This window comes from Nocardioides sp. YIM 152315, assembly GCF_029210375.1.
GTDB lineage: Bacteria > Actinomycetota > Actinomycetes > Propionibacteriales > Nocardioidaceae > Nocardioides.
The window spans coordinates 1-18,048 of the sequence record NZ_JARGER010000048.1 but is presented as its reverse complement, the minus strand read 5'-3'; the positions used below and the strand labels follow the sequence as shown (position 1 = coordinate 18,048).

Here is an 18,048-nt window from a genome sequence, read left to right as displayed (position 1 = left end):
TCAACATCGATCCCGCACTGCTCGAGATCATCGTCTGCCCGGCCTGCCGCGCAGAGCTGTCCGTCGTGGGGGAGGAGCTGGTCTGCCAGGGCTGCGGGCTGGCCTACCCGGTCCGCGACGACATCCCGGTGCTGCTGGTCGACGAGGCGCGCAAGCCGTCCTGACGGGCGGCGACGAGGAGGGTGGGGGCGATGGCGACCTGGTTCGACGAGTCCCGTCTCGACGACGCCGCCGCGCTGGAGGCGGGCGACCTCGTGCTGCGCACGCTGGCCGAGTCGGGCTCCCGGGTGCGTCGTACCGCGGGTGAGGCGGCGGCAGCGACCGCCGAGGCCGTCACCCGGGCCGACGACCTCGCCCGCCCGCGCGCCGTGCTGGCCGCCGGCCCCGACTCCCGGCTGCTGCGCGCGGTGCTCGAGCCGTGGTGCCCCGTCCCGTTCGTGGCCTGGCCGGCGGCCGGTCTGCCGGGCTGGGCCGGCAGCCTCGACCTCGTCGTCGTGCTGGCTCCGGACGGCGCCGACACCGGGGCCGCGTCCGCGGTCGCCGAGGCGGTACGCCGTGGCTGCCAGCTGGTCGTGGCCTGCCCTCCGGGATCTCTGGTCGCCGATCACGCCGCCGGCCGGTGGAGCGCGATCCTGCCGACGTCGACCCGTGACCCGCTCGCCACGGCCGTGGTCGTCCTGGAGTACCTCGACCGCGTCTCGCTCGGCCCTCGCGCCGACGCCGAGCAGGTCGCGGAGGCCCTCGACGCGGTCGCGATCGCGTGCTCGCCGCACCGCGACCTGGCCGTCAACCCGGCGAAGATGCTGGCGATCGCGCTCGCCGACACCAACCCCGTCGTGTGGGGCGGCTCGGTGCTCGCCGCGCGAGCGGCGCGCCGGGTCGCCGAGTCGATCCGGCGCGCCACTGGCCGCTCGTCGCTCGCCGGCGACGCGGAGCACCTGCTGCCGGTGATCGAGGCGGCCCGCCAGCGTGACGTGTTCGACGACCCCTTCGCGGAGGGGTCCGGCGACCGACGGCCGGTGCTGGTCGTGCTCGACGACGGCGCGGAGGAGCCCGTCGTACGCGAGCAGCGGGGACGGTTGACCGCCGCGGCCTCCGAGCGCGGGGTGCGCGTCGAGACCGTGACGACCGACGCGACGACCGAGGTGGCGCGGTACGCCTCCCTTCTGCTGAGCGGAACCTACGCCGCGGAGTACCTGAGAATCGGCCTCGTGGACGACTGATCGCCCGCGCGGCCGGGTAAGCGGAAGGGATGCCGACCCAACCAGCGCCCGCGACCGCTGTCGTCCGTGACCCCTGGTTCGACAACGCCAAGATGATGCTGGTGACGCTCGTCGTCGTCGGTCACTCCTGGGTCCTGCTGCCCGACGACGCCGTCGTCGAGCACTTCTACGACTTCCTGTACGCCTGGCACGTGCCGGCGTTCGTGTTCGTGACCGGGTACCTCTCCCGCAGCTTCGTGTACAGCCGGGTGCGGATGTGGCAGCTCTTCCGCACGGTCGTGGTCCCCTACCTGCTCTTCGAGACCGCGCTGGCGCTCTTCCGCATCTACGTCGGCGGCGAGGAGATGGACGGCCTCTTCCAGGACCCGCACTGGCCGATGTGGTACCTCTCCGCCCTCTTCTTCTGGCGTCTCCTCACGCCGGTCTTCCGGCCGATGTGGGGCGGACTCGCCCTGGCGGTCGGCGTCAGCCTCGCCGCCGGCCTGCAGGCCGGTGACACCCTCGACCTGGCGCGGGTGCTCGGGTTGCTGCCGTTCTTCGTGATGGGGCTCAAGGCCACCCCGGAGCGGCTCGAGTGGCTGCGCCGCAAGCCGGCCCAGGCGGTCGCGGTCGCGGTCTTCGTCGGCATCTGGGTGCTGACGACGTGGACCGACGCCTGGGCGAGCACCGAGTGGCTCTACTACCGCTCGCGGTACGACGAGATGGGGTACGCCGACGACGTGCAGGCGCTGCTCACGCGAACGCTCGTCCTCGCGATCGGCACGCTCGGGGCCTGGGCGTTCTTCGCCCTCGTGCCGCGGGTGGGCGGCTGGTTCGCCCGGATGGGCGCCGCCACGCTCGTCGTCTACCTGTTCCACGGCTTCTTCGTGAAGGGCGCCGGGTACGCCGGGTTCGGCGGCTGGGCCGAGGGGCACCCCGTCATCGCCTTCGGCGTCACCACCGTCGGCGCCGTGGTGCTCGCGCTGCTGCTCGCGTGGCGGCCGGTGTCCTCCCGGCTGACCGAGCTCGTCGACCCGCTCGGCTACGCCGAGCGGCACGTGAAGCACGCCGTGGCGCTGACCGCGGCGAAGGACCGGGTGCAGCCCCGGGTGCAGGCCGAGATCGAGGCGGGAGTCGACGCCGGCCTGGACCACCAGGCGGGAGCGCCCTCCCGATAGTGTGACTGCATGGCTGGAGGGCTGTTCGCACTGCTCGACGACGTGGCCGCCCTCGCTCGGCTGGCCGCTGCGTCGATCGACGACGTGGGCGCCGCCGCCGGCCGGGCGACCACCAAGGCGGCGGGCGTGGTCGTCGACGACACGGCCGTCACGCCGCAGTACGTCCACGGCGTGACCGCCGACCGCGAGCTCCCGATGATCAAGAAGATCACCGTCGGCTCGCTGCGCAACAAGCTCGTCATCATCCTGCCGGTGGCGTTGGTGCTCAGCCAGTTCGTGCCGGGCCTGCTCACGCCGATCCTCATGGTCGGTGGCGCCTATCTCTGCTACGAGGGCACCGAGCGGGTCTGGGGCGCCCTGCGCGGCCACAGCGGCCACGCGGTCCCGGTGACCGCCGAGGGGGCCGAGGCCGAGAAGGCGATGGTCTCCGGCGCGATCCGCACCGACCTGATCCTCTCGACGGAGATCATGGTGATCGCGCTCAACGAGGTCACCGACGAGCCGTTCGTCAGCCGCCTCGCGATCCTCGTCGTCGTGGCGATCGCCATCACGATCGCGGTGTACGGCGTGGTTGCGATCATCGTCAAGCTCGACGACATCGGCCTCGCGCTCACCCAGCGCTCGCGCGGGCTCCTGGGCAAGCTGGGCCACGGCCTGCTCGTCGGCACCCCGAAGCTGCTCTCGTTCATCTCGGTCGTCGGCGTCGCCGCGATGCTGTGGGTCGGCGGCCACATCGAGCTGAACGGCCTCGACGAGCTGGGCTGGCACGCGCCGTACGCCCTGGTCCACGACCTCGAGCACGCCGTCCACGACGCCCTGCAGGGCACGCTCGGCAGCATCGCGGGCTGGATCACCAACACCCTGCTCTCCGCGGTCTTCGGACTCCTCGTCGGCGCGCTCGTCCTCGGCGTGCTCCACCTCCTCCCGCGCCGGAAGGCCGCCGACGCGCACTGAGGGCCGCCGTGTGGTCGGTGCGCCGGGGCCGGGCCCGACCTGGTGACGAAGCAGCGTTTCATCAAGGGATGTGGGCGAAGTCGCGGTTGCCGCGGTGAACTCGTCGAGGGAACCGGGGCTCGACCTGCATCCCTTGATGAAGCTGCAGACCCGTGGTGGCGCCCGCACGCCGGTTCCGGCGCCGGGTTGCCGGGTCAGCGTCGCGCGGTGCCGAGGATTCTGCGGAAGCCTGGAGCGCGTTCTAACCTCGTCGGAGGAAGAGAGCCCCGCCACACGCCCCAGGAGCATCGATGGACTTCAAGGTCGCCGACCTCAGCCTGGCCGACTTCGGCCGCACCGAGATCCAGCTCGCCGAGCACGAGATGCCCGGCCTGATGGCGATGCGCGCGCGGTACGGCGCGGACCAGCCGCTCAAGGGCGCCCGGATCGCGGGCTCGCTCCACATGACCATCCAGACCGCGGTGCTCATCGAGACGCTAGTGGCGCTCGGGGCCGAGGTCCGGTGGGCCTCGTGCAACATCTTCTCGACCCAGGACCACGCCGCCGCGGCGATCGCGGTCGGCCCCGAGGGCACCGCCGACGACCCGCGGGGCGTGCCGGTGTTCGCGTGGAAGGGCGAGACGCTGGAGGAGTACTGGTGGTGCACCCAGCAGATCCTCGACTGGCCCGGCGGTCAGCAGCCGAACATGATCCTCGACGACGGCGGTGACGCCACCCTGCTCGTCCACCTCGGCGTCCAGGCCGAGAAGACCGGCCAGGCGCCCGACCCGGCGACCGCGACCAGCAACGAGCAGCGGATCATCTTCGAGGTCCTGGGCGAGGTCCTGGCGAAGAACGCGAACCACTGGACCCCGATCGCCAACTCCATCAAGGGCGTGACGGAGGAGACCACCACCGGCGTCCACCGCCTCTACGAGATGATGCGCGAGGGCACGCTGCTCTTCCCGGCGATCAACGTCAACGACTCGGTCACCAAGTCGAAGTTCGACAACAAGTACGGCTGCCGTCACTCGCTGATCGACGGCATCAACCGCGCGACCGACGTCCTCATCGGCGGCAAGGTCGCCGTGGTGTGCGGGTACGGCGACGTCGGCAAGGGCTGCGCCGAGTCGCTGCGTGGCCAGGGCGCCCGCGTGATCGTCACCGAGATCGACCCGATCTGCGCGCTGCAGGCGTCGATGGACGGCTACCAGGTGACCACGCTCGAGGACGCGCTCCCGATCGCGGACATCATCATCACGGCGACCGGCAACAAGGACGTCGTCACCCTCGACCACATGAGGTCGATGAAGCACAACGCGATCGTCGGCAACATCGGCCACTTCGACAACGAGATCGACATGGCCGGCCTCGAGGCGCCGGGCGTCGCGGAGCGCAAGAACGTGAAGCCGCAGGTCGACGTCTGGACCTTCTCGACCGGCAAGTCGATCATCGTGCTCTCCGAGGGTCGCCTGATGAACCTCGGCAACGCGACCGGCCACCCGTCCTTCGTGATGTCGAACTCCTTCACCAACCAGGTGCTCGCGCAGATCGAGATCTTCACCAGGACCGAGGAGTACCCGGTCGGCGTCTACGTGCTGCCGAAGCACCTCGACGAGGAGGTCGCCCGGCTGCACCTCGACTCGCTCGGCGTGAAGCTCACGACGCTGACCGACGACCAGGCGTCCTACCTGGGCGTCGAGGTCGCGGGTCCGTTCAAGCCGGAGCAGTACCGCTACTGATGACTGCGTACGCCGCGGCCCGCATGCTCGGGTCGCGGCCTTCGCAGGCCCGGACCGAGGGCGTTGAGGCACTATGGATGCCATGAGCGAGCCCGCCGGAGCACCGTCCGGCCCCACCACGGACGCCGACGCCAGGGGGCGGATCCTGGTCGTCGACGACGACGCGCCGCTGGCGGAGATGCTCACGATCGTGCTGCGCCAGGAGGGCTTCGGCAGCCGGATGGTGACGCGCGGCGACGAGGCCCTGGAGGCGTTCCGCGCCTACCGGCCCGACCTGGTGCTGCTGGACCTGATGCTGCCCGGCAAGGACGGCATCGACGTGTGCAAGGAGATCCGCGCCGAGTCAGGCGTGCCCATCGTCATGCTCACGGCCAAGGGCGACACCGTCGACGTGGTCGTCGGCCTGGAGTCCGGTGCGGACGACTACGTCGTCAAGCCGTTCAAGCCCAAGGAGCTGGTGGCCCGGATCCGGGCGCGGATGCGCCGCTTCGACGCGCCGACCTCCGAGACGCTCACGATCGGTGACCTCGCCATCGACGTCGCGGGGCACGCCGTCGCGCGTGCCGGGGAGCCGATCAACCTCACCCCGCTGGAGTTCGACCTGCTCGTCTGCCTGGCCCGCAAGCCCTGGCAGGTCTTCACCCGCGAGGTGCTGCTCGAGCAGGTCTGGGGCTATCGGCACGCCGCCGACACCCGCCTGGTCAACGTCCACGTGCAGCGCCTGCGCTCCAAGGTCGAGCACGACCCCGAGAACCCCGAGATCGTGGTCACGGTCCGGGGTGTCGGCTACAAGGCCGGGACTGCGTGAGGCACCGCGATGCTGCACCTGCGCCCCCGCGGGTCGCACTGGCTCCCTGAGCCGGTACGCCGCGCGCTGACCTTCTGGCGCCGCTCCATCCAGGCGCGGGTGGTCGCCAGCACCGTGCTGCTCTCCGCGGCCGTGATCAGCGTCGTCGGGTGGTTCCTGCTCCAGCAGACCCGCGACGGCCTGCTCGACCACCGGGTCCAGGCGGTCGTCGCGGAGGCCAACGACGAGACCGCGGAGGCCCGCGAGCGCCTCGAGGCCGCGCGAGGCACGGACGCCGACGTCGCCGGCCAGAAGACCCAGCTCGCCGACTCGATCATCCAGGCCGGCCTGACCCGCGGCTTCTCGGTGGTGCTCGCGGGTCCGACGGGCGGCGGAGGCCGCATCGCCGACGGCGGCACGAACTTCTCGCAGGGCCTCGACACCGGCAGTGTCCCGCTGGACCTCGAGGAGCACTTCGACGACGAGGCGCCGACGGCCTGGACCTACACCACGATCCGCAGCACCGACGTGACCGGCGTGACGACGGAGCGGCCGGGCATCGTCGTCGGCTCGCAGGTGCTGCTCCCGGCCGACGCGCAGACCTACACGCTCTACTACCTCTTCCCGCTCGACGAGCAGGAGGAGACGATGGCGCTGGTCACCAGGGCCCTGCTGACGGCTGCGGTGCTGCTGGTCGTGCTGGTCGCCGGCATGACCTGGCTGGTGACCCGTCAGGTCGTCACCCCGATCCGGATGGCCCGCCGCGTCGCGGAGCGTCTCGCCGCCGGGCAGCTGCAGGAGCGGCTGCGCGTGTCGGGCGAGGACGACCTGGCGCGGCTCGCGACGTCGTTCAACCAGATGGCCAGCAACCTGCAGCGCCAGATCCGTCAGCTCGAGGAGCTCAGCCGGCTGCAGCGCCGCTTCGTCTCCGACGTCTCCCACGAGCTGCGCACGCCGCTCACGACGGTGCGGATGGCCGGCGACGTCCTCCACGATGCGCGTCGCGACTTCGACCCGGCCACGGCGCGGGCCGCGGAGCTGCTGCAGACCGAGCTCGATCGGTTCGAGACGCTGCTCGCCGACCTCCTGGAGATCAGCCGCTTCGACGCCGGTGCGGCCGTCCTCGAGCTCGACGACCTCAACCTCGTCGACGTCGCCCACCGCGTGGTCGACGCCACCCAGGCGCTGGCCGTGCAGCGCGGCGTCCGGATCGTCGTCGAGGCGCCCGGCCACCCCTGCCTGGCGGAGGCCGACGTGCGCCGCATCGAGCGCGTCGTGCGCAACCTGGTCACCAACGCCATCGACCACACCGGGACCGACCGGGTGGGTGGTGACATCGTCGTGACCGTCGCCGGTGACGACCACGCGGCCGCGATCACCGTGCGCGACTACGGCGTCGGGCTGGCGCCGGGCGAGGCGGCGATGGTCTTCAACCGGTTCTGGCGCGCCGATCCCGCGCGGGCGCGCACCAGTGGCGGCACCGGCCTCGGCCTGTCGATCTCGCTCGAGGACACCCACCTCCACGGCGGCTGGCTCCAGGCGTGGGGCCGGCCGGGGGAGGGCGCGCAGTTCCGCCTGTCGCTGCCGCGCCGGGCAGGCGGGGTACTGCGGCACAGCCCGCTGCCACTGGTGCCGGTCGACGTGACGGAGCCCGTCACATGAGGTCCCGGCGTACTCTCGTCGCCGTCGCCACCCTGGCCGCCGCCGTGATGCTCGGCGGGTGCGTGGGGATACCCACCGACGGCCCGGTCGTCGAGACCCAGTCCGGTGGCGGCGACGCCGGCGACCCGGGTGTCTACATCGACCCGCGCCCGCCGCAGACCGGCGACACCCGCGCCGGCATCGTCCAGGGCTTCCTGGCCGCGATGCAGGCGACGCCGATCCAGACCAACACCGCGCGGGAGTTCCTCACCGAGGACGCCGCGGCGTCGTGGACGCCCGACGACGAGACGATCACCTACGCGGGGACGCCCCGCGTCACCGAGAGCGGAGTGGGCGTCTCGGTCTCGCTCAGCGATCCCGTGCGCCTCGACGCCCAGGGCGCCTGGCAGGGGCCGCTGCCCCGCGGCCGGCACACCTTCGAGGTCCCCATGGCCTTCGAGGACGGCGAGTGGCGCATCGACCGGGCGCCCAACGCGCTGATCGTGCCGGAGTCGTGGTTCGCCCGCCGCTACCGCCAGGTCTCGCTCTACTACTTCGACCCGACGGCGTCGATCCTCGCGCCCGAGCCGGTCTACGTGCCGACCGGCAAGCAGCTCGCCAGCACCCTCACCCAGGCGCTGCTGCTCGGGCCCGGTGAGGGCCTCGACCGCGTGGTGCGCAGCTTCATCCCGCCCGGCCTGACCAACTTCTCGGTCCCCATCTCCGACGAGGGCGTCGCCGACATCGCGCTCAAGGGTGACGCCGGTGACCTGACTCCGCAGTCGATCGAGCTGATGATGGCCCAGCTGGCGTGGACGCTGCGGCAGGAGACCGCCATCGAGGCCCTGCGGGTCTCGATCGACGGGGAGGCCGTCCCGCTGCCCGGCGGTGTCAGCGCCTACCGGGTCGACGGCGGCAGCGAGTACGACCCGAGCGGCTGGCAGGCCAGCCCGCTGCTCTACGGACTGCGGGACGGTCGGTTGGCATCCGGCACCGACGGCACCCTCGAGCCGGTGAGCGGACCGATGGGCGCCGACGCGCTCGGGGTGCGGAGCGTCGGGGTGAGCCTCACCGCGAGCCGGGCCGCCGGCGTGAGCGACGACGGCAGCTCGGTGGTCGTCGCGCCGGTCAGCGGCACCGAGGAGGGCGAGGTGCGCACGGTGGTCACCGGCGCGACCGATCTCCTCAAGCCCGCGTGGGACGCCTCCGACCGGATGTGGCTGGTCGACCGGACCGCCGCCGGCGCCGTGGTGTCCTACGTCGACGGACAGCGCCACCACGAGCTCGACGTGCCCGGTGTCAGCGGCCGCCAGGTGCGCGGCTTCGTGGTCTCCCGCGACGGCACCCGGCTGATCGCGGTCGTGCGCACGCCCGCCGGGGACGTGCTCCGCCTCAGCCGGGTCGCCCGCGACCGCAGCGGCAGGGTGCTCTGGGCGACGCCCGCGCGGCGGATCTCGGGCGATCCCGACCGCGACCTCCCGATCCGCGCGATCGCGTGGCGCCGACCCACCCTCCTGGGCATCCTCAGCCCGTTCGCCTCGACCTCGCTGGCCCAGCTGCACGCCGCCTCGGTCGACGGGTCGCCCGCGCCCGACGGCAGCTCGACCACGCGCGAGGGCCCGGTGCGCTCGCTCGCCGGCTCCCCGGCGGCCGACGACCCCCTTCTCGGCGTGAGCCGGCGGGCCCTGACCAACCTCTCGGCCGACGGCCGCCAGACGCTTCCGGTGGCCGAGGGGACGACGGGCATCACCTACGTCGGGTGATTCTCCGCCGATCGACTGGGGCCGATCCACAGTGCGGCGACGACGGCCTTGAGCTGGCGCGGTGCCGGTGGTGGCATCGGTGCGTGCTCCGCGACTCCTGGGTCGGCGTGGTCGACGCGGCCGCCGACCTCCTGCTCGGCGGTCGGTGCGCGGGCTGCGGGCGCTCGGGCCGGGTGCTCTGCCCGGCCTGTGCCGACGCACTGCCGGTCGGCGCGGTCCCGGCCTGGCCGGACCCGGTCCCCCCGGGCCTGGCGACGCCGTTCGCGGCGGGGGAGTACGCCGGGGTCGTCCGGGACCTGCTGCTCGGCCACAAGGAGCGCCGGTTGCTCGGGCTGCGCGACCCGCTGGCCCGGCTGCTCGTCCAGGCGGTCCGCGCCGCGCTCGCCGACCAGCCGCCGGGTCCGGTGGTGCTCGTGCCGGTGCCGTCGCGTCGGGGCACCGCACGAGCGCGTGGCCACGACCCGACGCTGCGGATCACGACGCGTGCGGCGCGCCTGCTGCGGCGTTCCGGCGCCGACGTCGCCGTCGCCCCGGTGCTGCGCAGCCGAACGGGCGTCCTGGACCAGGCCGGGCTCGACGCCGCCGCGCGGGCGGTCAACCTGGCCGGCTCGATGCACTGTCCCGCCGCCGGGCTGCGAGCGCTGGCGGCCCGGCGTACCCGGGCCCGCGTCGTGGTCTGCGACGACGTCGTGACCACCGGAGCCACCCTCCGTGAGGCTCAGCGCGCGCTCGAGGCGGTGGGCCTGGAGGTGGTCGCCGTGGCCGCGGTGGCCGCGACACGCCGCAGGATCCCGGCCAATGGACCTCCGGCCCTTTCGTCTCCTTGGGCGACGGACTAACGTCTCTGCATGGAGTCCGTCCGGGTCCGTGGTTGCGTCGTCCAGGCGCCCCGGTCCACCCGGGCGCCGGGCCGGCTAGCCGATGCCAGTCGCAGGCAAAGCGGTCCACGTAAGACGGTCTGCTCCGCCCCGCGGGGCGAACCGTCGATCACGGTGCGGCTTAGTGGTAAGTCCTGCCCCGGCGTCGTCGTCAGATGCGGCGATGGCCGGGAGAAGGTCAGTAGTGGCAGAGAAGCTGCGAGCGCCTCAGCAGGCGATTGTGGGGTCGAAGACCAGGTCGGCCGGACGGACTCCTCCCCGACGCCGGGCCCCGCGGGGCACCGGTGCTCCGGCGTACCCCGAGGAGGGTACGGCTGGAGCTGACCGCCGAAACGCCGAGAAGCAAGTGTGCAATCGGGAGGTTCACATGGAAGTTGTGGTCACGGGTCGGCACTGCGAGCTGTCTGATCGGTTCCGCAGTCACGTGGAAGAGAAGCTGTCGAGGCTCGAGAAGCACGATCATCGGATCATCCGGGTGAACGTCGAGGTGGAGTGCGAACGCAACCCGCGGCAGGCGGATCGTGCGGTACGCCTCCAGCTGACGGCGCTCTCCAAGGGTCCTGTGATCCGGGCCGAGGCAAGTGCCGCCGACAAGATGGCCGCGCTCGACCTGGCGCTCGACAAGATGGCCACCCAGATGAGGCGGGCATCGGATCGCAGGCGCGTCCACCGGGGCGGGAAGACCCCCGTCTCCGTGGGTCAGGCGCTCGCGAACGGCGCGCCTCCGGTCGAGAAGACGACCGACGACGTGGTCACCCAGGAGCGCCAGGTCGGTCCGATCACCGTGACCGGTGACGGGCCGCTCGTCGTCCGCGAGAAGACCCATGCCGCCGAGCCGATGACGCTCGACCAGGCCCTCTACGAGATGGAGCTGGTCGGTCACGACTTCTACCTGTTCGTGGACAAGGAGAGCGAGCGTCCGTCGGTCGTCTACCGCCGCCGCGGCTACGACTACGGCGTCATCTCGCTCGACGTGGGGGCCATCGACTGAGGCGCCGCTGGAGACCGATTCGACGTGGAACGACGGCGGGGTGGCCCGGACGGGTCATCCCGCCGTCGTGTCGGATCCCCCGGATGTGGGCACTCAGGGGTCCGGTCGTGCCATGATGCCCCCGTGGCGGAGCAGACGACGGAGGCGGGGCGGGAGCCCATCCGTGTGTTGGTGGTCGATGACCAGGAGCTGTTCCGGCGCGGGCTGACCATGCTGCTCAGCGCCGAGCCCGGCGTCGAGGTGGTCGGCGAGGCGGGCGACGGCGTCGAGGGGACCGCCCTCGCCGAGCGCACGGCGCCCGACGTGGTGCTGCTCGACATCCGGATGCCCAAGCGCTCCGGCATCGAGGCGTGCCTGGCGATCAAGGAGGCCGTGCCCTCGGCCAAGATCGTGATGCTGACCGTCTCCGACGAGGAGGCCGACCTCTACGAGGCGGTCAAGAGCGGTGCCGCCGGCTACCTGCTCAAGGACTCCTCGATCGAGGAGGTCGCCCAGGCCGTGCGGGTCGTCGCCGACGGGCAGTCGCTGATCAGCCCCTCGATGGCGGTCAAGCTCATCGACGAGTTCAAGCAGATGTCGCGTCCGGAGCGCGACCACACCTCCGGCCTGCGGCTCACCGACCGCGAGCTCGAGGTGCTCCGGCTGGTCGCCCGCGGCATGAACAACCGCGAGATCGCCAAGGAGCTCTACATCAGCGACAACACGGTGAAGAACCACGTGCGCAACATCCTCGAGAAGCTCCAGCTGCACTCCCGGATGGAGGCCGTGATGTATGCCGTCAAGGAGAAGCTGCTTGACTTGCCGTAGACCGGCCGAGGAACGAGGCCGGTCTACGGCAAGTCAGGTTGAGGAGGGTCGACGCAGACCGGAGCCTGCGACGGGCTGCGTGACGCGTCTCGAAACCCGGTGAGCCGGGAAGCAGCCGCAACCACTGTCGGTGCGTCGTGGTTGAGTTCACGGGTGGTCGACTCGCTCTCCCTTCCCCAGGCGCGCCGGATCGCCCTCGCGGCCCAGGGGTTCCTCGACAAGGCGCACGCCGTGCCGACGCTGCGCACCCTCCAGCGCACCCTGGAGCGCACCGGCGTCCTCCAGGTCGACTCCGTCAACGTGCTGCAGCGCGCGCACTACATGCCGCTCTACTCGCGGATGGGCCCCTACGACGTCGAGCTGCTCCGCCGCGCGGCCGAGCGGCGGCCCCGGCGGATCGTGGAGTACTGGGCCCACGTCCAGGCCTACATGCCGGTCGAGCTCTGGCCGGTGATGCAGCACCGCATGGACGACTACCGCGCCAAGCGCGGCAAGTGGGGGTTCGTCGCCGAGAACGACGTCCTGGAGAAGACCCTGCTGGCCGAGATCGCCGAGCGGGGCGCCGCCACCGCCCGAGACGCTGCCTCGTGGGTGGGTGACGGTATGCCCCGGGAGAAGGACAACTGGGGCTGGAACTGGTCCGAGACCCGCCGGATGCTCGACTACCTCTACACGTCGGGACAGGTTGCGATCGCGAGCCGCAACAGCCAGTTCGAGATCCGCTACGACCTCCCGGAGAGGGTGGTCCCGCCCGCCGTCCTCGCCCGGCCCGTCCCGACGCGCGCGGAGGCGGCGCGTGAGCTCGTGCGTCGGGCGGCCCGCTCCCACGGGGTGGCGACCGTGCAGGACCTGCGCGACTACTACCGCATGGAGGTCGCCGACACCGCGACGGCGGTGGCCGTGCTCGTCGAGGAGGGCGAGCTGGTGCCGGTGACCGTCGACGGCTGGAAGCGCCCGGCGTACCTCCATCGCGACGCGCGCGTGCCCCGTCGCGTCGCCGCCCGTGCCCTGCTCAGCCCCTTCGACCCGGTCGTCTGGGAGCGGGCGCGCACCGAGGCGCTCTTCGACTTCCACTACCGGATCGAGATCTACGTCCCGGCCGAGAAGCGGGTGCACGGCTACTACGTGCTGCCGTTCCTCCTCGGCGACCGGATCGTGGCGCGGGTCGACCTCAAGGCCGACCGCCAGTTCGACGCGGGCGCCGGCCGGCTGGTCGTCAAGGCGGCGTACGCCGAGCCGGGCGCGCCGCCGGAGACCGCGGAGGAGCTGTCGGCCGAGCTCGTCCGCCTGGGTCGGTGGCTCGGCCTGGCGTCGGTCACGGTCGAGCCGCGGGGCGACCTGGCGTCGGCGCTCCGTTGCTGAGCGCCTCCAGCGCGGTCGCCCCGTCGCCGACGGCGTCGGTCCCCCGGATCGCCGCGCCCAGGCGGCCGGCCGCTGCCGCGTAGGCAGGCTCCTCGAGCAGCGACCGCAGGGCGTCGCGGAGGTCCCCGGCGCTCGCCCGCCGTCCGATCATCCGCCCGGCGCCGGCCCGCTCGATGCTCCGCCCGACCACCTCGTGGTCCGACTTGCCGTCGAGGGGCACGACGAGCAGCGGCAGGTCGTGGGCGAGCCCGGCCATCGTCGAGCCGTGGCCGCCGTGGGTGACGAGCACGGAGGCGCCCGGCAGGCTCTCGCCGTGCGCGAGCCAGCGATGGACCTCGACCCCGGGTCGAGTGCGCAGCGCCGCGGGGTCGATCGTCGGTCCGGTCGACACCAGGACCCGCGCGGACAGCCCCTCGGTCGCGTCGACCAGCCGCTGGAGGACGGGGGCCATCCCGGGGTAGCCGAACGTGCTGAGCCCGACGACCACCGTCGGCTCGGCCTCGACGCGCGGTGACCAGGTGGCCAGCGGGCCGACCTGGCTCAGGTTGGCGACGGCCGGAGCGGGGTCGAGCTGCGGCAGCGTCATCAGCAGGCGCAGGGCCGCGTCGTCGAGCGCGCGGGCCGGTGCCAGCCCGCGCAGCCTGAGGTTGAGGCCCATCGGCCCGCCGAGCATGCCGGACCGGTACGCCGCGGCGTACATGTGCTCGAGCACCGCGTAGCGCAGCCCGGCCCGGCGCGCGGCGTCCAGCGCGCCGAACATCAGCGAGTCGATGACGACGAGGTCGGTCGGCTCTGCCGCGACGGCGTCGAGCAGGTCGCGGCCCATCCCGACGTCGGCGAGGACGCCGAGCATCCGGAGCGGCCGGTAGTCCGTGGTGGCGTCGAAGGCGCGCGCGTGCCGCGGCCGCACGAAGGCGAAGCCCTGCGACGTCAGCGGCCGCTCCTGGGAGGGGTGGCCGAGGAAGCGCACGGCGTGGCCGCGCCGGGCCAGCTCGTGGGCGAGCGCGGTGGCCGGCGGCACGTTGCCGCCGCCGTCCCAGGTGACGAAGAGCAGTGCGGACATGGCTTCTCCCTCAGGCAGGCAGGAGCGCGCGCACCAGCGCGCGGACCCGGGTCTCGGTGGCGGCCGGGCCGAGGCCGCGGTCACGGCGCAGCTGCTTCCATGTGTAGACGTCGGTCGCGACGCAGAGCAGGTCGGTCAGCACCTCGCGCTCCGCGCCTACGTCGGGGAGCAGCGGTCCGAAGACCTCCGCCACCCATGCCCGGTGGAACGCCCGGCCGGCGTCGGTGACCTCGCGGGTCGCGGCGTCGGCGTGCTCCTGGGCGAGCATCGTGACCACGGTGTCGCCGCGTCGCTCGTAGTGCTGGAGCACGGTGCGCACGGCGGCGTCGGGGTCGCCGATGGGCGTGCGCCGCTCCTCGCCGACCACGGTGAGGGCGTGCCGGCGGGCGGCCTCGATCAGCCCCGCCCGGCTGCCGAAGTGGCGCAGCAGCGTCTGCACGCTGACGCCAGCGGTGGCGGCGATGTCGTCGAGCGAGATCTCGGAGACCAGTCGGGTCTCGGCGAGCTCGATCGCGGCGTCGAGCAGCCGGAGCCGAGTGCGTTCCACGGCCTCGGCCCTGGCGGTCATCGTGTAGCGGCGCGTCGTTTTCATGACAGTGACAATTGACGCGAAATGGACCATTCATGTCAACCCCAATTGACATGAATATTGCGCGCGGCTCCGCGAGACCTACACGGCTTCGGAGGCTGGGTCCCGCTGGGTAGAGTGGCGCCGCCCGCTCCTTGACACCGGGCTTCCGACGGCGACCTCAGGAAGTTGGACCAGTGCCTGCCATTCTCGACAAGATCCTCCGCATCGGCGAGGGCAAGATCCTGCGCCAGCTCGAGGCCGTGGCCCAGGCCGTCAACGCCATCGAGGACGACTTCGTCGCGATGAGCGACGACGAGCTGCGGGGCATGACCGACGAGCTCCGGCAGCGGCTGGCCGACGGAGAGTCGCTGGACGACCTGATGCCCGAGGCCTTCGCGACCGCGCGGGAGGCGTCGCGCCGGGTGCTCGGGCTGCGGCCGTTCGACGTCCAGGTCATGGGCGGGGCCGCGCTGCACCTGGGCAACATCGCCGAGATGAAGACCGGTGAGGGCAAGACGCTGGTCGCGGTGCTGCCGGCGTACCTCAACGCGCTCGGGGGCAACGGCGTCCACATCGTGACGGTCAACGACTACCTGGCGAAGTACCAGTCCGAGATGATGGGCCGCGTCCACAACTTCCTCGGCCTCACCGTGGGCGTGATCCTGCCCGAGATGCGTCCCGACGCGCGGCGCGCGGCGTACAACTGCGACATCACCTACGGCACCAACAACGAGCTGGGCTTCGACTACCTGCGCGACAACATGGCGGGCTCCATCGAGGAGTGCGTCCAGCGCGGCCACAGCTTCGCGATCGTCGACGAGGTCGACTCGATCCTCATCGACGAGGCGCGCACCCCGCTGATCATCAGCGGCCCGACGCAGGACGACGTGCAGTGGTACGCCGAGTTCGCGAAGGTCGCCCGCAAGCTCGACAAGGACGTCGACTACGAGGTCGACGAGAAGAAGCGGACGATCTCGGTGCTCGAGCCGGGCATCACCAAGGTGGAGGACCACCTCGGCATCGAGAACCTCTACGACTCGGTGAACACGCCGCTCATCTCGTTCATGAACAACTCGATCAAGGCCAAGGAGCTCTTCCGCAACGACAAGGAGTACGTCGTCATGGAGGGCGAGGTGCTCATCGTCGACGAGCACACCGGCCGGATGCTGGCCGGGCGCCGCTACAACGACGGCCTGCACCAGGCGATCGAGGCCAAGGAGGGCGTGCAGGTCCGCGAGGAGTACCAGACCCTCGCGACCATCACGCTCCAGAACTTCTTCCGTCTCTACGACAAGCTCTCCGGCATGACGGGCACGGCCATGACCGAGGCGTCGGAGTTCGACAAGATCTACAACCTCGGCGTGGTCCCCATCCCGACCAACAAGCCGATGGCCCGCATCGACCAGGCCGACCTCGTCTACCGCACCGAGGAGGCCAAGTACGACGCGGTCGTCGACGACATCGCCGAGCGCCACGAGAAGGGTCAGCCGGTCCTCGTCGGCACCGTCTCCGTCGAGAAGTCCGAGCACCTCTCGCAGAAGCTGCGCAAGCGCGGCATCCCGCACTCCGTGCTCAACGCCAAGGTGCACGCCGACGAGGCCAAGATCGTCGCGATGGCCGGTCACAAGGGCGCGGTCACCGTCGCGACCAACATGGCCGGCCGCGGCACCGACATCATGCTCGGCGGCTCGGTCGAGTTCCTCGCCGACCAGGAGCTGCGCCGGCAGGGCCTCGAGCCCGGTGGCGAGACCGCCGAGCAGTACGACGAGGCGTGGCCCGCGATGGTCGAGCGGATCAAGGCCCAGGTCGCCGCCGAGCACGACGAGGTCCGCGACGCCGGAGGCCTCTACGTCGTCGGCACCGAGCGCCACGAGTCGCGCCGCATCGACAACCAGCTCCGCGGGCGCTCCGGCCGTCAGGGCGACCCGGGCGAGTCGCGCTTCTACCTCTCGCTCCAGGACGAGCTCATGCGGCTCTTCAAGTCCGACTGGGTCGACCGCGTGCTCCAGGTCCTGAAGATCCCCGACGACGTCCCGATCGAGAACAAGCGGGTCACGAGCGCGATCGCCAACGCCCAGGGCCAGGTCGAGTCGCAGAACTTCGAGTCCCGCAAGAACGTCCTCAAGTACGACGACGTCATGGACCGCCAGCGCAAGGTGATCTACGCAGAGCGCCGCGAGGTCCTCGAGGGCAAGGACCTCCAGGAGCAGATCAGCGGCTTCCTCGACGACACCGTCGCCGGCTACGTCAACGGCGCGACCGAGGACATCGCCGAGCAGTGGGACCTCGAGGCGCTGTGGAACGCGATGCGTCAGATCTACCCGGTGGCCCTCGACCACAAGGCGATCGTCGAGGAGGCCGGCGGCGTCGACCACGTCGACCGCGACGAGCTGATCACCGCGCTGCAGGCCGACGCCCACACGGCGTACGACGACCGCGAGCAGGAGATCGGCGAGCCGGTCATGCGTGAGCTCGAGCGCCGGGTCGTGCTCTCGGTGCTCGACCGCAAGTGGCGCGAGCACCTCTACGAGATGGACTACCTGCGCGAGGGCATCTACCTGCGGGCCTACTCGCAGCGCGACCCGCTGGTCGAGTACCAGCGCGAGGGCTTCGACATGTTCGCCGCGATGATGGACGGCATCAAGGAGGAGTCCGTCGGCTTCCTGTTCAACCTCGAGGTCCAGGTCGAGGAGGAGCCGGAGGGCGAGGTCGACTTCGAGGTCGAGGACGAGGACGAGGACGCGGTCGAGCCGATGGCGCGGACCCTGCCGTCCGCCGAGCAGCCGAGCATCCGGGCCAGGGGCCTCGAGCGGCCCGCGACCCCGCAGAAGCTCGCCTACTCGGCCCCCTCGGAGGTCGGTGAGGCCGAGGTCAAGACCGAGGACGCCCCGGCCGAGGACCAGTTCGCGAAGGTCGGTCGCAACGACAAGTGCCCCTGCGGCTCGGGCAAGAAGTACAAGATGTGCCACGGCCGCCCCGGCGGCCCGACGGGACTGACGGCCCGGGTGTCCTGAACGACGTCGGCGGTCGAGCCGGCACGGTGGTCGAGGCGGGACGGAGTCCCGTCTCGAAACCACCGACTCACGGGTGGTTTCGAGCTGGGTGGCGGCTTCGCTCGCCGATGCGTGGG

The 18,048-nt window shown here is 71.7% G+C and carries 15 protein-coding genes; 13 read left to right on the top strand and 2 right to left on the bottom strand.

Annotation, left to right across the window (positions count from 1 at the left end):
* Window positions 1-5: 5 nt before the first annotated feature.
* The 12 genes from PZ894_RS22445 (at window position 6) to PZ894_RS22390 (ending at window position 13,284) form a co-directional block, all read left to right on the top strand.
* On the top strand, window positions 6-164 hold the full coding sequence (locus PZ894_RS22445; protein WP_345799171.1) for a Trm112 family protein: 159 nt from the start codon (window positions 6-8) through the stop codon (window positions 162-164).
* A 27-nt stretch (window positions 165-191) separates the two neighbouring features.
* The gene (locus tag PZ894_RS22440; RefSeq protein WP_275748214.1) at window positions 192-1,223 is read left to right on the top strand and encodes an SIS domain-containing protein; all 1,032 of its coding nucleotides are present in this window, start codon (window positions 192-194) and stop codon (window positions 1,221-1,223) included.
* A gap of 29 nt (window positions 1,224-1,252) precedes the next feature.
* The gene (locus PZ894_RS22435; RefSeq protein ID WP_275748212.1) at window positions 1,253-2,380 is read left to right on the top strand and encodes an acyltransferase family protein; all 1,128 of its coding nucleotides are present in this window, start codon (window positions 1,253-1,255) and stop codon (window positions 2,378-2,380) included.
* Window positions 2,381-2,389: 9 nt separating this feature from the next.
* Complete coding sequence (locus PZ894_RS22430) at window positions 2,390-3,334, top strand: DUF808 domain-containing protein (protein WP_275748210.1); 945 nt, start codon at window positions 2,390-2,392, stop codon at window positions 3,332-3,334.
* A 290-nt stretch (window positions 3,335-3,624) separates the two neighbouring features.
* Window positions 3,625-5,055, top strand: a complete 1,431-nt coding sequence (gene ahcY, locus PZ894_RS22425; RefSeq protein WP_275748209.1) for an adenosylhomocysteinase — start codon at window positions 3,625-3,627, stop codon at window positions 5,053-5,055.
* An 82-nt stretch (window positions 5,056-5,137) separates the two neighbouring features.
* A complete protein-coding gene (gene mtrA, locus PZ894_RS22420) occupies window positions 5,138-5,863 on the top strand; it encodes an MtrAB system response regulator MtrA (protein WP_345799168.1) in 726 nt (241 codons plus the stop codon).
* A 9-nt stretch (window positions 5,864-5,872) separates the two neighbouring features.
* Window positions 5,873-7,504, top strand: coding sequence for an MtrAB system histidine kinase MtrB (gene mtrB, locus PZ894_RS22415; RefSeq protein ID WP_275748207.1), 1,632 nt, complete (start codon window positions 5,873-5,875; stop codon window positions 7,502-7,504).
* Window positions 7,501-9,246 carry an LpqB family beta-propeller domain-containing protein gene (locus PZ894_RS22410; RefSeq protein WP_275748206.1) on the top strand — a complete coding sequence of 582 codons (1,746 nt, stop codon included), beginning with the start codon at window positions 7,501-7,503 and terminating at the stop codon, window positions 9,244-9,246. Before mtrB ends, PZ894_RS22410 begins: the two co-directional genes overlap by 4 nt.
* Before the next feature lie 83 nt (window positions 9,247-9,329).
* Complete coding sequence (locus tag PZ894_RS22405) at window positions 9,330-10,085, top strand: phosphoribosyltransferase family protein (protein WP_275748205.1); 756 nt, start codon at window positions 9,330-9,332, stop codon at window positions 10,083-10,085.
* A 406-nt stretch (window positions 10,086-10,491) separates the two neighbouring features.
* Entirely contained in the window at window positions 10,492-11,115 is a 624-nt protein-coding gene (gene raiA, locus PZ894_RS22400; protein ID WP_275748398.1) for a ribosome-associated translation inhibitor RaiA, read from the top strand.
* 123 nt (window positions 11,116-11,238) lie between these two features.
* Window positions 11,239-11,922: a response regulator transcription factor gene (locus PZ894_RS22395; RefSeq protein WP_275748203.1), complete on the top strand. Its 684-nt coding sequence runs from the start codon at window positions 11,239-11,241 to the stop codon at window positions 11,920-11,922.
* A gap of 153 nt (window positions 11,923-12,075) precedes the next feature.
* A complete protein-coding gene (locus PZ894_RS22390; protein WP_275748201.1) occupies window positions 12,076-13,284 on the top strand; it encodes a crosslink repair DNA glycosylase YcaQ family protein in 1,209 nt (402 codons plus the stop codon).
* Here PZ894_RS22390 and PZ894_RS22385 read toward each other — a convergent pair.
* Both PZ894_RS22385 and PZ894_RS22380 read right to left on the bottom strand, forming a co-directional pair.
* A complete protein-coding gene (locus PZ894_RS22385) occupies window positions 13,238-14,347 on the bottom strand; it encodes a glycosyltransferase (protein ID WP_275748199.1) in 1,110 nt (369 codons plus the stop codon). The genes PZ894_RS22390 and PZ894_RS22385 overlap by 47 nt on opposite strands.
* Before the next feature lie 10 nt (window positions 14,348-14,357).
* The gene (locus tag PZ894_RS22380; protein ID WP_275748197.1) at window positions 14,358-14,939 is read right to left on the bottom strand and encodes a TetR/AcrR family transcriptional regulator; all 582 of its coding nucleotides are present in this window, start codon (window positions 14,937-14,939) and stop codon (window positions 14,358-14,360) included.
* Between the two features lie 173 nt (window positions 14,940-15,112).
* Between PZ894_RS22380 and secA the strand changes: the two genes are divergently transcribed.
* Window positions 15,113-17,932: a preprotein translocase subunit SecA gene (gene secA, locus PZ894_RS22375; protein WP_275748195.1), complete on the top strand. Its 2,820-nt coding sequence runs from the start codon at window positions 15,113-15,115 to the stop codon at window positions 17,930-17,932.
* Window positions 17,933-18,048 lie beyond the last annotated feature (116 nt).

Coding starts and splice junctions, on each gene's coding strand:
- PZ894_RS22440 (WP_275748214.1), top strand. CDS start 192: ATGGCGACCTGGTTCGACGAGTCCCGTCTCGACGACGCCGCCGCGCTG.
- PZ894_RS22435 (WP_275748212.1), top strand. CDS start 1,253: ATGCCGACCCAACCAGCGCCCGCGACCGCTGTCGTCCGTGACCCCTGG.
- PZ894_RS22430 (WP_275748210.1), top strand. CDS start 2,390: ATGGCTGGAGGGCTGTTCGCACTGCTCGACGACGTGGCCGCCCTCGCT.
- ahcY (WP_275748209.1), top strand. CDS start 3,625: ATGGACTTCAAGGTCGCCGACCTCAGCCTGGCCGACTTCGGCCGCACC.
- mtrA (WP_345799168.1), top strand. CDS start 5,138: ATGAGCGAGCCCGCCGGAGCACCGTCCGGCCCCACCACGGACGCCGAC.
- mtrB (WP_275748207.1), top strand. CDS start 5,873: ATGCTGCACCTGCGCCCCCGCGGGTCGCACTGGCTCCCTGAGCCGGTA.
- PZ894_RS22410 (WP_275748206.1), top strand. CDS start 7,501: ATGAGGTCCCGGCGTACTCTCGTCGCCGTCGCCACCCTGGCCGCCGCC.
- raiA (WP_275748398.1), top strand. CDS start 10,492: ATGGAAGTTGTGGTCACGGGTCGGCACTGCGAGCTGTCTGATCGGTTC.
- PZ894_RS22385 (WP_275748199.1), bottom strand. CDS start 14,347: ATGTCCGCACTGCTCTTCGTCACCTGGGACGGCGGCGGCAACGTGCCG.
- PZ894_RS22380 (WP_275748197.1), bottom strand. CDS start 14,939: ATGAAAACGACGCGCCGCTACACGATGACCGCCAGGGCCGAGGCCGTG.